The 14,623-nt window shown below is 68.9% G+C and carries 8 protein-coding genes; all 8 read right to left on the reverse strand.

The features are described from left to right. Nucleotides 1–96 precede the first annotated feature (96 nt). On the reverse strand, nt 97–3,393 hold the full coding sequence (locus AC3WOE_RS11010) for a hypothetical protein (RefSeq protein WP_492690442.1): 3,297 nt from the start codon (nt 3,391–3,393) through the stop codon (nt 97–99). A gap of 2 nt (nt 3,394–3,395) precedes the next feature. Beyond that, a complete protein-coding gene (locus AC3WOE_RS11015; RefSeq protein ID WP_492690443.1) occupies nt 3,396–4,130 on the reverse strand; it encodes a carboxylesterase family protein in 735 nt (244 codons plus the stop codon). Then, nucleotides 4,127–7,081, reverse strand: a complete 2,955-nt coding sequence (locus AC3WOE_RS11020) for a glucosidase family protein (RefSeq protein ID WP_492690444.1) — start codon at nt 7,079–7,081, stop codon at nt 4,127–4,129. The genes AC3WOE_RS11015 and AC3WOE_RS11020 overlap by 4 nt, the downstream gene beginning before the upstream one ends. Further along, entirely contained in the window at nt 7,078–7,890 is an 813-nt protein-coding gene (locus AC3WOE_RS11025) for a carbohydrate ABC transporter permease (protein WP_492690445.1), read from the reverse strand. Before AC3WOE_RS11025 ends, AC3WOE_RS11020 begins: the two co-directional genes overlap by 4 nt. Then, a complete protein-coding gene (locus AC3WOE_RS11030) occupies nt 7,887–8,783 on the reverse strand; it encodes a carbohydrate ABC transporter permease (RefSeq protein WP_492690446.1) in 897 nt (298 codons plus the stop codon). The genes AC3WOE_RS11025 and AC3WOE_RS11030 overlap by 4 nt, the downstream gene beginning before the upstream one ends. Then, nucleotides 8,780–10,048, reverse strand: a complete 1,269-nt coding sequence (locus AC3WOE_RS11035) for a sugar ABC transporter substrate-binding protein (RefSeq protein WP_492690447.1) — start codon at nt 10,046–10,048, stop codon at nt 8,780–8,782. Before AC3WOE_RS11035 ends, AC3WOE_RS11030 begins: the two co-directional genes overlap by 4 nt. A gap of 109 nt (nt 10,049–10,157) precedes the next feature. Next, entirely contained in the window at nt 10,158–11,591 is a 1,434-nt protein-coding gene (locus AC3WOE_RS11040; RefSeq protein ID WP_492690448.1) for a glucoamylase family protein, read from the reverse strand. A 55-nt stretch (nt 11,592–11,646) separates the two neighbouring features. Next, entirely contained in the window at nt 11,647–14,580 is a 2,934-nt protein-coding gene (locus AC3WOE_RS11045) for a TonB-dependent receptor (protein WP_492690449.1), read from the reverse strand. Between the last annotated feature and the right edge of the window lie 43 nt (nt 14,581–14,623).

A 14,623-nucleotide genomic window follows, 5' to 3' on the forward strand; every position in this document is an offset into this window, starting at 1 on the left:
GCATAGCGGCAGCAGGGGCCAGCCCGTCACCCGTCTCGCCCCCCAGATTGCGGATGCGGGCCTCCCCTGCGTTGCGGGGCAAGCCGCCCCGCCGGATCAGCCCAGCTCGAGGGTCCAGCGATGGACCGAGCCTGGCTGCGGCCGCGGCAGGGCCAGCGCGCCCAGGCGGTAGGCGTGCGGGCGACGCTGCGCCACGATCTCCCGGCCGGCCTCGTCCCGCACGCGTTCGACGCCATGGCCGCGCGGGCCGACGCGATAGCTCAGCTCGAAGCGCAGGTCGGCCAGCACCAGTTGCACCGTCAAGCCGTCCAGCAGCTGCGGCATGACGGGGTCGACGACCAGGGCGTCGTGCTCCAGGCGCAGGCCCAGCAGCGAGTTGATGACCAGCCCCAGCGCAATCCCCGGGCCGCTGGAGTAGATGCGCCAGCCGCCGTCCAGGGCCACCTCGCCGGACAGGGCGCGGCCGTAGTGGGTCTGGGCCTCGTAGCGGTCGGGGAAGGCGGCGTCGGAGCTGGAGTAATAGCAATTGGCCTGGCGCCGGCTGGCGCTGGGCACGCGGTCGGTCAGCGCGATCGGGTGGGCCAGGGTCAGCGCCTGCAGGAAGGCCTCGGCGTGGCCGAGATGGGCCAGCATCTGGGCATAGCGCAGATGGGCATGCATATACATGATGCCGATCTCGCGGCCGAAGAAGGTGCTGGTCTCGGCGCGCTGGAACAGGCGCGATGGGCCGCCGCGATAAGGCAGAGGCGCGTCGAAGAGGCGCGCACCGTCGGGGCCCTTCAGATGCTGCTCGATCAGCGCCGCCTGCTTTGCCGCCTGCTCGGGCGTGAAGAGCTCGTCGATGACGGCGTGCATCATCGGCAGCAGGCTGTAGCGCAGGCCGGTGCGGGTGTCGCGCGGGTGGATCCACAGCTCGCGCTCGCCGCCCTGCTCCGGGAACAGGGCATAGCCGGCGACGACATCGTCCTGCACCAGCAGGCGCTGAAACTCAGCCTTCACGCCGGCGGCTTCGGCGACGAGGCGGGCCGCTTCGTCGACGCGACCGATGCGCGCATAGGCCGCCGCCAGCGTGTGCAGCATCTGGTGGTGCAGGGTCACCGTCCAGGCGCTGCACAGGCGCTCGCGCAGGGCCGGGTCGGCCGGCTGGAGCGAGTCGTTCCAGTCGCCATGCCAGTAGGCCGCCAGGCCCGTGCCGGGCACGACGCGGTGGCGGATCAGCTTCAGCGCCTGTTCGACATGGGCCGCCAGCGTCACCGCCGCGCCGCCATGGAAGGGCAGCACCTCGTCGAGCAGGCCGGCGTCGCCCGAGGCGATCAGGTACTGGGCCAGGCCCAGCAGCGGCCAGAAGACGATGTCGCCATGCGAATCGCCGGCGCGGATATGGGCCTCGCGCTCGAAGAACATGAACCACTGCGGCCAGTCGCCGTCGATGTTCTGGGCCGCGAAGACGCGCAGCAGCAGGTCGCGCACGGGCGCTGTCTGCCCGAGGGCCAGCAGCATTTCCAGCGGCCCCTGGCAGACGTCGCGCGTGCCCCAGCCGCCACCCGAGTACTGCTCCAGGCCGCGCGGCGACAGGTAGTGCACCAGGGCGTTGTGGGCATACCAGGGCAGGATGTCGCGCAGCTGGGCCAGCGCGGGGTGAGCCAGCTGCCACTGCGGCAATGCCACGGCCTGCGGCGCCGGCGGCACGGCCTGCACCAGGGCGACGCTCAAGCTCAAGGTGATGGACGTGGCCGGCGCGAAGTCCAGGCAAAGCAAGGGCTCGCCGCGGCTGACGCCATCGTCGAAAAGGCGTCCGTCATCGCCGACGATGGCCAGGCCCGGCGCGATCAATCTGAACTCGCCGCCAGGGAAACGTTCGGCCAGGCCGCTGCCGGCGGGCGGCATGATGACGATGCGGTCGCCGCTGTGGGTCCATTGCGGGCGCAACTCGTCTGCGCCGTCATCGCCGCCCAGGGCGAGGTTGAGGCTGGCGCGCACGCGCAGCGGGCCGCCTTCCAACACCTGCACGGCCAGGTCCATCACATCGGGCGCCGCGCCGGCGAGGGCGATGACCTCGATGAGGCCGCCGGCATGGGCATAGAGCCAGCGGCAGCGCTGGGGCTGCATCTCGAAAGCGGACGGCAGCCCGAGCAGCTGCCAGTTCACGCCCTCTTCTTCCGTCTGTACGAAGAGTCTCAGCCCGGCCGTGTTGAAGAGGCCGAGCAGGCTGCGTTGTGTCGACAGCAGGCGGTTGATGCTGACGTGCCCCTGGGTCAGCATGGAATGGAAGACGCCGCCCATCCAGCAGGTGGATGTCAGCGCCGTCTCGTCGGGCACCAGGTGGGCGCCGCTGCGCAGGATGTGGCCGTGCGGGCGCTGCACGATCAGCTCCTTGGCGCGCAGCACGACGTGGGTGGCATCGTTGGCGAAGAAGCTCAGCAACTGGCCGTCCTGCCATTCCTCGTGGCGACGGTCGGCACCGAAGAGCTGGCGGCGGGCTTCGGCGCCGAGGTCCAGGCTGGCCAGTGGCGGCGCCGTGGCGAACAGGCTGGGCGCGGGGGCACGGCCGGGTTCGTCCAGCGGTTCTGAAGGCCGGGCTTGCGGCAACGCGAGCAATGCAGGCAGGCGTGCGAGATCGGCGGCGCCGCTCGCCTCGGGATGATGAGCCTGAAGGCTCAGGAAGAAGCCGGCTTGCAACGACTCACCGGCCGCCAGCGTGGCGCTCTCGTCCTGCAGGGCGACGACCGAATGCTCCTGCTGCAGGCGCGTACCTGGCAGGCCGGCGAGCAGCGCCGGCGGCATGCCACCTTCGCGCGCCGCATGGCCCCAGACCTGGAACGCATCGGTAGCGAAGGACTCGGCCCGGCGCAGCGAGCCCGCCAGCAGCCAGGGGTGCTTGCCGCCCTGGGCCTGGTTCTGGCGCGCCGCCAGCAGCACGCCGCGGTCGGCATCGCGCAGAGGCTGCAGGTCGATGTAGTGGCTGACGTAGAACTCGTTGGTGCGCACCGCGCCGTAGTCGGCCAGGCCGACGTCGTGCACGATCACGGGCGCGACCTCGCAGGCGGTGCTCGAGTCGTTGCGCACCTGCAGATGCCAGAACAGGGTGGGCTCGCCGTCCGCCAGCCGCAGTTGCAGGCGCAGGGCCAGGCCTTCCCAGGCCCCGCGCATCTCGAAGGCACCTTCTTCCGCATGCAGGCTCAGCGGCGACAGCGGGCCGAGCAGCGGCGCCGCGCGCCACGGTCCACCCGCATCGCGCCGGCGCAGCCAGACATTGGCCGGGCCGCCTTCCAGCTCGTTGCCGGGGAAGAGGTTGACCATCAGCGCCGGGCCGAACATCAGGCGGCGCAGGCCACCATGGGACAGCAGTTCGGCCTCGAGGCCGGCGCGGTTGCGGATCAGGTGCGCATTCATCGTCAGGTCTGGCGTTGAGACAGCAGCCAGGGAAGCAAGTCGGGGTCGTTGTAGGCCGGCGTCCACGAGTCGTGGCCGACGCCGGGGTAGATGGTCAGCGTCGCCTTGCCACCGGCGGCGCGCAGGGCTTCGACGCAGGCGACGTGGGGCGCCAGCGGCACGACGGGGTCCAGGTCGCCGTGATAGGCACGCACCGGCACATTGCGCATGGACGCCACCTTGACGGGGTCGCCGAAGCCGCAGACGGGGGCAATGGCGGCGAGGTCGCGCGGGTAGGCCGTCGCCCACTGCCACATGCCGAAGCCGCCCATGGACAGGCCGGTGCCGACGCAGCGTTGCGGGTCGATGTTGAGTTTGGACTTCAGGGCACCGAGCAACCGGTGCAGGCGCTCGGGGTCCCAGCGCTGGTTCTCCTCCAGCTGCGGGCTGACGAGGATGGCGGGCCAGGTGGCGCCGGCAGCCACCAGCTTGGGCGGTCCATGGACCTTGACCTTCTCCAGGTCGGTGCCGCGCTCGCCGGAGCCGTGCAGGAAGACGATCAGCGGCCAGGCCTCGGTGCGCTGGCTGTACTCGCGCGGCAGCCAGATCCAGAAGCGCTGGCCTTCCAGCTCCCAGGATCGCTGCTCGCCGGCGGCCAGGCCGGCCGGCGGCGTGGGGGGCACGGCGGCGCAGGCGGACAAGAACAACGACGAGAAGGCTGGCGTCGTCAACAACAGCTGGCGGCGGGAGATCGTCATGGCGTGGGCTCCAGTTGGATGATGGTGGCGTTGGCGGGCAGGGGCAGTTCGCGGCCCTGCCAGGCCAGCCCCTGACTCTCGACGTTAGCGCGAGGTAACCGCTCCGTACCCGGCCAGGCCAGCCGCAATTCACCGCTCAGCCGCTCGGGACGACGGTCGATGTAGAGCGTCCAGCCGCCTTCGGCCCGGCGCACCAGCCGGTAGTCCAGCCGGCCCCACGCCGTGGACAGGCCTGCCACGCCGATGTCGCCCGCCTCGCGCCAGCTGGCGGGCAGACCGGCACCCAGCACCAGGCCGGCCTCGGTCTCGTAGGCGAAAAGGTCCAGGGCCGAGCGCAGATAGTCGGACGAGACCCAGGCATGGGGCATGTCGCCGAGGAAGCCGGGCTTGCGTGCGTCCGGCCTCACCACCTCGGCCCACTGGTGCCACCCCGCCGGGCGCTGGTGGCTGAAGAACCAGGCCAGCAGCCGGTGGGCCTCGTCGACGCGACCCAGCCTCACCAGGGCGCTGATATTGCGCAGTTCGTAAGGTGTGTAGTCAGCCCAGGCCTTGCGGCCCTCGATGCGGGCCAGGGCCTCGGCCCAGTAGCGCTCAAACGTGGCACGCAGCAGCTCGGGCACGAGGTTGCCGGCCTGGGCCGGGTTCAGCGCCATGGTGGTGGACGTCGCATCGAAATCGCCGCGGTCGGCGGCGCCGGCGATGTGGGCTATGTTGTAGTGCTTCGCGGTCGCGGCGATGGAGGCGGCGAGGTCGGCCGCGAACTCGTCGCGCGACACGGCCCAGCGCACCGCCTGCCCCGTGTCGCCCAGGGCCTGGGCGATCTGCACCGCATCCTTGTAGCCGCGCAGGACCCAGAAGTCGTCCCAGTACGAGTAGGCCGGCTTGTCGGAATAGCCCTCGTGGCTGATGGAAGGCGGCATCAATCCCTTGAAGCGCGGGTCGGCACCGGGCTTGCGCTCGCTCTGGCGCAGACCTTCCATCCAGGCGACGACACGCTGCACCTTGGGCCAGTGGCGCTCGAGCAGGGCGCGGTCCTGGGTGTGGCGCCACAGCTCGGCGACGGCAAACAGGTATTGGCCGTGGCTGTCGTTCTCGACGACGGGATCGGCGCCGCGCTGGTCCACGCAGCAGGGCACCTTGCCGGATTCGAAGATGTAGCCGCCAAACCAGTCGACGAACTCCCGCGCCGCCCGGGTCTCGCCCATGCGCACCAGGCCGGCCACCATCATGGCGCCGTCGCGCACCCAGGAGCGGGCGTAGGAGCGCGTGCCGGGCCGCAGGGCCGGGCCGTCGCGCGACATCAGGATCTGCGCCAGCGCGCTGCGCAGGGTGTCGGCCACCGGCTCGGCCAGCGGCGGCAGATTGAGTTCCAGCACGCCGAGTCTGTCGCGCCATTGAGCGGCCGCGACAGCCATGCGGGTGTCGACGGTCGCGACATCGCCGCCCGTGACCCAAGCGAAGCTGTGCGCTTCGCCGGGAGCGAGCTGGACATCGAAGCGCATCAGCGCCGAGGCCAGGCTGTCGGCATCGGTGAGCTGGGTCAGCACAGGCGCCTGCAGCAGCGTCGCCAGGGCAGACCCGCCGCCCCAGGGCGCGGCGCGAACCTCGGCAGGTGTCTCGCGCGGCTTGATGCTCAGGCCCGCTGCAGTCAGCTGGCCATCGGCCCAGGCCAGCGAAGCCAGCGGGCTGACGCCGCCCTGCGTCGACAGGAACTGCTGCGGCGGATTGACCTGCCAGGGCCGAAGCGCCAGCAGCAGCGAGTAGTGCTGGGGCTTGGCTGTCGGGTTGCGCAGCGTGTAGCGGGCCAACAGCGTGGGCGTCTTGGCCGGACCATCGGCAGCGGCTTCGACACGCAACTCCACGTCGGCATGCCGCCACTGCACGACGGGCATCGCGTGTTCAACCAGGCTTTGCTCGCTGCGCACCTGGGCCCAGGTGACGAGGCGGCCGTCTTCCAGGCGCACGGCCGGCTCGATGCTGGGGCCGCCACGCGTCAGCTCGATGGCGCCATCCTCGCTGACCAGGCCCGAGCGCTGCGCGCCGCCGTCCACGCCGACGACGGTCCAGTAGTTCTGCTCGCAGAGGAAGGCGCGCGGCAGGTCGCCCCGCGGCAGGGCCTGGGCCAGTTCGGCGATCGCCGCATTGCGGTCCGGCCATTGGGCGGCATCGCGCAGCTCGACCTCGGGCGGCTTCTTGCCGTCGTAGCGAACCCGCACCCAGCGCCATTCCTGCTCGCCGACAAAGAGAGCCCGGCCCGGGCGGGCCGACAGCAGCTTCCAGCGCCGGTTGTCGTCGGACACCTCGACACGCAGCGGCACGCCGCTGGCGAACCACAGGCCGTTGAATTCGCGCAGCTGCTGGAAGTCCAGCGTCACCTCGCCGGCCCCCGGCTTGCGCCGCGGCTCGGGCCAGGCCTTGGGCGCGGGCTCGCGCGGTTCGCGGCTCAGGGCGCCAACGCACAGGCTCCCTGTCCCGCCGCCATCCTGCTGGCCGGCGACGACGACGAACTCGACGAACTGGCTGCGGTGGAGCACGCGGTCCTCGGTCGGCCCCCAGGCGAAGGCGACGTGGCGGCGCTTGAAGCGCATCTCGGTCAGCGTTTCGGGCAGGGCCAGCGCCGGGCGGTTGATCCACCAGACGTTGTCGCCGCTCGCGTCGACAAGCTTGATCTGCACGTCGTTGCGGCCGCCCTTGCCCTTGAGCTGGGCGGTCAGCGCGAAGTCGGCCGGCCAGTCCAGCGGCAGTTCGCGGCGCATGACGGCGTAGCCGGAAACGCCGGCGAAGTCGTAATCCAGGCAGAGGCTGTCGTCCTGGGCGTCGCGGCGCAGGCGGGCCTTGACCTGGTCGGAGGCCGTGGCCTTCCAGAGCGCGGCGTCCTTCATGTCGTCGAGCACAGCGGCATTCGCCGCCTGGACCAACAGCAGCAGGATGGCGGCAAGGCTCCGGATCACTTCACACTCCCCATCAGCAAACCCTGCATGTAGTAGCGCTGCAGGGCGACGAACAGGGCCAGCACCGGCAGCACCGTGATGACGGCGCCGGCCATCATCAGCTCGCTGTCGTTCACATGCTCCCGCGACAGCGCCGCCAGCGCGACGGGCAGGGTGTGCATCTCGCCGTCGGTCAGCACGATCAGCGGCCACATGAAATCGTTCCAGCTGCCGAGGAAGGCGAACACGGCCAGGGTGACCAGCACGGGCTTGAGCGTCGGCAGCACGACGCTCCAGAAGATGCGCCACTCGCTGGCACCGTCCAGCCGCGCGGCTTCCAGCAGCTCGTCCGGCACGCCGCGCGTGTACTGGCGCACGAGGAAGATGCCGAAGATGCCGGCCATGCTGGGGATGAGCACACCCATCCAGGTGTTCACCAGGCCCATGCCCTTGAGCATCAGGAAGAGGGGCAGCATGGCCACCTGGCCCGGGATGACCAGGGCCGCGATCAGCAGGCCGAAGACGCGCTCCCGGTGACGGAAGCGCAGCTTGGCAAAGGAATAGCCGGCCAGCGTGTTGAAGCTCACCGAGATCAGCGTGCTGACCACGGCCAGCCCCAGGCTGTTGACGAAGGCGCGCTTGAGGCCGCCGTCACCCAGCAGTTGTTGGTAGTGCGAGAGCGTCGGATGCTGAGGGATCAGCGGCGGCGGCATGGACAGGGCGCTGCCCGCCGGCATCAGCGACACGCTGACCATCCACAGCAGCGGGAACACCGCCAGCGCGGCGAAGGCCCACAGCAGCCCGTTGACGACAAAGGGCTTGAGCTTCACGCGCCCTCCCCCGTCAGCCGGCGCTGCAGCGCGATCAGGCCCTTGCTGACCGCCACGATGATGACGAAGAGCACGAAGGCCACGGCCGAGGCCAGACCCAGGTTCCACCACTTGAAGCCTTCTTCGTACATCAGATAGAGCACGCTGACGGTGCTCTGCAGCGGCCCGCCCTGGGTCATCACATAGGGCTCGGCAAAGAGCTGGAAATAGCCGGCCGTCGTCAGGATGGTGACCATCAGCAGCGTCGGCGCGATGCTGGCCAGCGTGATGTAGCGGAACTGCGCCCAGCTGCGCGCACCGTCCAGGCGCGCGGCTTCGTACAGGTCGTGAGGCACGGCCTGCAGGGCGGCGATGAAGATGATCATGTTGCCGCCGAAGTTCTTCCAGGCGGCGAACAGGATGATGGTGGGCATGGACCAGTGCGGGTCGCCCAGCCAGTCGACGGGATCCAGGCCCAGCGACTGCAGGGTGTAGTTCACCAGACCGTACTTGACGTGGAAGAGATAGCGCCAGATGACGGCCACCGCCACCAGCGTGGTCACCACCGGCGCGAACAGGGCCGTGCGCAGCAACGGCTTGAAGCGAACCAGCTTGGACTGCAGCAACACGGCCGCAGCCAGCGACACACCAATCGACAGCGGCACGCCGAGCACGACGAAGTAGAGGGTGTTGCCCAGAGCCTTCCAGAACAGTGGCAGGCTCAGCACGTGCAGATAGTTGTCCAGGCCCTGCCAGCGCAGATTGCGCCAATCGGCCAGGGCGTAGATGTCGAAATCGGTCAGGCTCAGCACCAGGCCGGCGAAGACGGGCACGCCGAAGAAGAGCGCGATGACGATCAGCGCCGGGGCGGCAAAGGCCCAGGCGGCGAGGGATTCGCGACCGCTGTGCTTCATGCGCCGGCCTTCCGGTCCAGCATCCAGCGGCGCTTTTCCAGGATGCCGTCGACGAGGGCATCCAAGCCGCGCACCGTCGCATCCAGGTCGGTCACGCCGTGCACGGCGCGCGTGGCGGCGAGCTGCATCTCCTTCTCGATGCGCTCCCACTCGGGCACGGCTGGCGCGGCGCGCACACGCTGCAGCTGGCGGTGGAAGGCGGCGGCGTGGCGGTCCTCGGCCAGGGTCGCGCCATTCAACGGCAAGGCCCAGGCGCTGCGCCGCGCCGGCAGGTCGCCGGTCAGGCGGTAGAACTCGAGCTGCACGTCGGGCCGGCTCAGATAGCTGATCAAGGCCCAGGCCTCGGGTTTGTGGCGCGAGCGCTTGAACATGGCCACGCTGGCGCCGCCGGCCAGGGACGCACCGAGGCCGCTCGGACCCGGGAGCTCGGCGGTGATCCAGGCCTGGGCCAGTTCGGGCGGCAGACGGCGCTTGAACTCGCCGATGTCCCAGGGGCCCGACAGGTAGAAGGCGAAGCTGCCGCGGCCGAACTCCTGCCAGAGGTTGCCGATCTGCACCTCGCTGACGCCGGGCGCCTCGCCGCGCTGGAAGCGCTCCAGGTAGAAGGACAGCGCCTTGCGAAAGCCCGGGCCCGAGAAGTTGCCATAGCGGCCGCCCTCGCGCAGCACCTCGTCCGGCTGCTGCAGGGCCAGGGCCAGCAGCGGCGCCGACTCGTTGGTGGGCAGCAGGATGGGTTTGTCCATGCCGTTCTGCCGCAGCCGGGCCAGCGTCGCACGCCAGTCGTCCCAACTCACCGGCATGGACCGGATGCCGGCGCGCGCGAGCAGGTCTTGGCGCACGAACAGCAGCCGCGTGTCGACATACCAGGGCAGGCCCACGCGCTGGCCACCGGGTGCATTGGTGGCCCAGATGCCGTCGAAGTAGTCGCCCGGGGCCAGGGCCGGCGTGCGCGCCAGCCAGGGCTCCAGCGGTTCGAGCGCGCCCAGGGCCTGCATTTCGGGCAGCCAGGTGTTGCCGACCTGGGCCAGGTCGGGCGTGGCGTCGCCGGCGAAGGCGGTCAGCAGCTTCTCGTGCGCGGCCGTCCAGGGCAGTTGCTCGACCTTGACGCGCACGCCGGGGTGCTCGCGCTCGAAGCCCGGCATCAGCTCGGCCACGACCTCGCTCTCGCGGCCCATGGCCCAGAAGCGCAACGTGGTTGTCCCGTTGTCACGCGCACAGCCGGTTATCGCCAACGTCGAAGCGGCGAGCAAGTCGCGGCGCTTCATGATCATTCGACCCATGCAACACAGCCACAGAGGCACAGAGACACAGAGAGGGCTTCAACCGTCGACCTCTGTGCCTCTGTGCCTCTGTGGCTTTGTTTGAATTTCATCGTCAACCCAGCCAGCCGCCTGTAAAGCCGGCGCGCTTCAAGCCGCGCACCAGATGCGGGTTCTTGCGCATGAGGCTCCAGATCAGCTCGCCGCGATGGTTGCCCATCATGGCCAGCAGCGGGCCCTGGTCGATGCCCAGCATGTCGGTGTCGACCCAGCCCTTGCCGGGCTCGACGCGGCCATGCGTGAGCCTGACGTCGGGGTAGTTGAAGCTGGGGTTGAAGGCATCCCAGAAACCGTAGCGGCCCCAGGTGTGCGGGTAGCGCTCCTTGATGGCCATCAGCGCCGGCACGACGATCTCGGGCGCGAAGGCAATGGACGCGCCCGCCGCATAGGGCGCCAGCGTGCCGTCGTCGTACTGGCCCATGCCACGGCCGGCGTAGCTGATGAAGCGGCGCTTCTCGGTCTTGCCGGTGGTCGTCGCGTAGGCCAGCGTGATGTCGGCCGGGCCGTCGCTGGCGCTGACACCCCAGACCTCCGAGCCGTAGCCCTGCCACCCCAGCGGGTTGGCCTTGGCGTAGGCCTGCTGCACATAGGTGGCGCGGCGCGAGTTCTCGAAATAGTCAAGGCCGCGCTGCTGCATGTAGACGTCGCGAATGCCGCGAAAGTCCACCCAGCAATGGGTGAACTGGTGACCGAACAGTGGCGGGAAGCGCAGGAAGGTCTGGCCGTAGCTCTCGCCCCAGCTGTGCTGGTCGTAGGTGCTGATCCAGGCGTCATAGGCCTCGGGTTTGACCGGCCGCGTGGGCGAACCCAGGGCCAGCAGATAGACCATCATGGCCTCGTTGTAGCCCTTCCAGTCGCTCGGGATGAAGCCATGCTCGGGCGTCCAGCCGTGGCTGATGGAGGGGGGCCGCACCTGGGCCCATGCCCAGTCGACGCGGCCGTAGAGCTCGTCCACGAGGCTGCGGATGCTGGCTTCCTCGGGCTGCTCGCCGTCGAAATAGCTCTGGGCATGCAGGGCGCCCATCAGCAGCAGGGCCGTGTCGACGGTGGAGAGCTCGCACTGCGCGAAGCGCAGCCCCTCCTTCATGTCGAGGAAGTGATAGAAAAAGCCCTTGTGGCCGGCCACGCCGGTCTTGCCGGGGCCTTGCGGCAGTTGGGCCAGGAAGCGCAGCGTCGTCAGCGCGCGGTCGCGCGCCTGGTTGCGCGTGACGTAGCCGCGCTCGGCGCCGATGGGATAGGCGCTGAGCGCGAAGCCGATGGCGGCGATGCTGGCAAAGGACGGCGTCGGCCAGCGGTCGGGCGCCAGGCCCGTCTTGGCGTCGGTCGTCTCCCAGAAGAAGTCGAAGGTGCGACGTTCGAGGTCGGCGAGGAAGGCGTCGGCCTCGAGCCTGGGCTTGAGGGCCCAGGCCGGCAGGGAGGTGGCCAGCGCGAGGCCGGCACCCAGCTTCGCACTTCCGGCGAGCAGGGCGCGTCGGGTCAGTGATTCCATGATGGTGTGATTGTGGGAGCCGGCGGTCACCGGCTCCCCTTTCTCAAGGCCAGGATCAGAACGTATAGCTCACGCCCAGCTTGAATTGGCGCATGGTGCCGCGCACGCCGGTCTTGGTGTCGAAATGGCCGTTGTCGCCGCCCAGCACGTTTTGCGGCGGCGTGGAGGGACCGCCGACCCAGTCGTCGTAATAGCCCCAGTTGGCGGTGTTCAAGAGGTTGAGCACGTCGGCGCGGATCTGCAGGTCGCCGCCATAGACCTTGAAGCTCTTGGCCAGGGCCATGTCCAGCTGCTTGAAGCTGTCGGAGCCGCGCGCGACGGCCGTGCAGCCGGTGGGACCGCTGAAGCCGGTGTGGCAGTCCACCACACGGCGAGGCTGGCCGTCACCCACGGTCAGCTTGCCGGACAACTGCATGCCCCAGGGCATCCTGTCGTAGAAACCGCCGACGACGAGGCGGTTTTTCTCGGCGTCCTTGCTCGGGTGGAAGCCGTGGTTGGCCTTGCCATAGGTCCAGTCGAAGATGTCGTCCGACCACTCGTTGTTGGTGGTCTTGGCGTCGGTGTGGGTGTAGGCCACCGTCATGCTCCAGCCGCTGGCCTGGGTATAGGGCTTCTCCAGCGACAGGAAGATGCTGGTGGCCTTGTTCTCGCCCGAGAAGTCGCCCAGCACGATGGTGCCGTAGTTGCGCGGCGCGCCGCCCCACAGCGGGTCGACATTGTTGGAGTTGCCGAAGCCGCCATTGGGGTCACGGTTGCCGTTGGACCAGAAGAACTGGTTCTTGGCATGTATGTTGGACACGGCGACGTCCATGTTCCATTGCCCCAAGGCCTGGCGCAGGCCCAGGCTCATCTGGTCGGCGAAGGGCATCTTGAACTTGTTGCGGATCAACCAGATCTCACCGTTGGGCGCGGCATTCTTCTGCAGCTCGTCCAGCGCGTTGTTGGCCATGCGGCGGTCGTAACTGCGGCCCCAGCCGCCGTAGACAACCGTTTCCTTGTTGCTGAAGACGTCGTAGGACGCACCCAGGCGCGGCGCGAAGGCGCCCTTGAAGGGCTTGCGCGAATCACCGGTGGAGATGTAGTCGGAGATGTTGATGCCGCCCTTGGCCAGGGACTGGGCATAGGTCTGGCCGGCGGGCGCGGTGATGCCGTCGACGGTGCGGCCGTCCAGCGCGTTCAGCGCGGCGATGCGGTCGGCCGGCGTCACATAGCTGTTGTTCAGCATGTTGTCTTCATAGTCCCAGCGCGCGCCGAGGTTCAGCTCGAGCTGCTTCGTGACCTTCCAGTCGTCCTGCAGATAGATGCCGTACTGATTGTTCTTGAAGTTGGCCGATGCGCTCGGGATGGCCAGGCGGATGTTGCACTGATCGCTGGACAGGCCGCTGCTGCTGACGTTGGTGCCGGTGCAGGTCAGTCCGTTGAAGTAGCCCTGGCCGGTTGTCGTGTTCAGCACCGTATCGATGGTCGGCACGCGGAAGGCCGTGCCGCTGAGCTCGTACTTCATGGCCTTGAACTGCACGCCGCCCTTGATGACGTGGCCGGCCAGGCCCGTGTAGCTGAGGTCGTCCTTCAGGTAGATGCCCTTCTGGCGGCGGTCCTGGGAATTGGGCGAACCGCCGACGAAGAAGATGTCCTGGACGTTGTCGATCTTGTTGGTGGGCGAGTACTTGTAGCGGACCTGCGGATCGGTGGAGTCGGACTCCGGGTTCCACTTGGAGCTTTCCCAGCCGATGCGGGCTTCGTTGAGCCAGCGGTCGCCGGTGTACTCATGCGTCAGGTCGACGCGGTACTCGTTGTTGTTGTTGTTGATGGCCGTGCTCGGCGCGAAGCGGTCGCCGTCGACGGCATAGCTGGTCTCCTTGCGCAGCGTCGTGGACAGGTCCAGGCGCTGGCGGTCGTCGATCTCGGCAGACAGCTTGCCGAACAGCAGATGCTCCTTGAACTGGCCCTTGAACGCACCCTGCTGGCCGGCGATGGCCGGCACGACGCCGGGGTTGCTCGGGTATTTGTCCAGGTTGGTCGCCGTCAGCTGGCGCGGCTTGTCGATGGACTTGCCGTCGTAGGCGACGAAGTAGTGCAGCGCGTCGGGCTTGATGGCGCCGCCGATGCTGAAGCCGCCCTCGATCTGGCGGTTGGACGGCGCCGGCACACCGTTGGCCTCGTCCTGCTTCTGCACGGGGCTCAGCGAGGTCCAGTTGCTGCCCGTGCGGTTCACGTAGACGTTGCCATGCGTCTCGTTGCCGCCAGACTTGGTGACGGCTGTGATGGCGACGCTGGAGACCTGGTCGAACTCGGCCTTGTAGTTCTGCGTCAGCACGCGGTACTCGGCGATGGCCGTCTGCGGGAAGGGGTTGCCCTGGCTGGTGTCCTGGCCGGTCAGGCCGCCGCGCAGGATGTTGTTCTTGTGGCCGACGCCGTCGATGAAAACGTTTACAGCGTCAATGTTTTGCGAGCCCCCGCGCAGACGCGTATTGCCGCTCGGGTCGGTGTCGAAGCGCACGCCCGGCGCGAAGTCGGCGGCCGACAGGAAATTGCGCGTTGCCTGCGGAATGGCCTCGATCATCTTGTTGGAGACGGTGGTGCCGACCTGGGAGTCGATGACGCCCTGGCGCTGAGCGCTGCCCTGGATGACGACGGTGCCGAGCTTGGCGTCCGTGCTGCCGAGGTCCAGCGTGGCGCTCTGGCCGACCGACAGAGTGACCTCGCTGCCACTGGAGGCGCCGCCAACGCGGATCTCGTAGCTGCCGGGAGCGAGGCCGAGCAACACATAGCTGCCGTCGGCCAGCGTCTTGGTGCGGTAGATGTTGCCGTTGGCCTTGTTGATGGCGATGACGTCGGTGCCCGCGGGCGCCGCGGCGCCCGCCGCGCTGATGGTGCCGCGCACGGTGGCGTTGGAACTCTGTGCCGAGGCGGCGCCGGCCAGCGCGAAGCAGACGGCCGTGGCCAGTGCGTGGCGGCGCCAGGGCTTGCGGGTGGATGCGTTGCTCATGATGTCCTTGTCTCCTGTTGTGTGTGCTGTGGTTCGGACGGGA

Source organism: Roseateles sp. FW305-36, from assembly GCF_058787015.1.

Coding starts and splice junctions, on each gene's coding strand:
- AC3WOE_RS11010 (WP_492690442.1), bottom strand. CDS start 3,393: ATGAATGCGCACCTGATCCGCAACCGCGCCGGCCTCGAGGCCGAACTG.
- AC3WOE_RS11015 (WP_492690443.1), bottom strand. CDS start 4,130: ATGACGATCTCCCGCCGCCAGCTGTTGTTGACGACGCCAGCCTTCTCG.
- AC3WOE_RS11030 (WP_492690446.1), bottom strand. CDS start 8,783: ATGAAGCACAGCGGTCGCGAATCCCTCGCCGCCTGGGCCTTTGCCGCC.
- AC3WOE_RS11035 (WP_492690447.1), bottom strand. CDS start 10,048: ATGAAGCGCCGCGACTTGCTCGCCGCTTCGACGTTGGCGATAACCGGC.
- AC3WOE_RS11040 (WP_492690448.1), bottom strand. CDS start 11,591: ATGGAATCACTGACCCGACGCGCCCTGCTCGCCGGAAGTGCGAAGCTG.
- AC3WOE_RS11045 (WP_492690449.1), bottom strand. CDS start 14,580: ATGAGCAACGCATCCACCCGCAAGCCCTGGCGCCGCCACGCACTGGCC.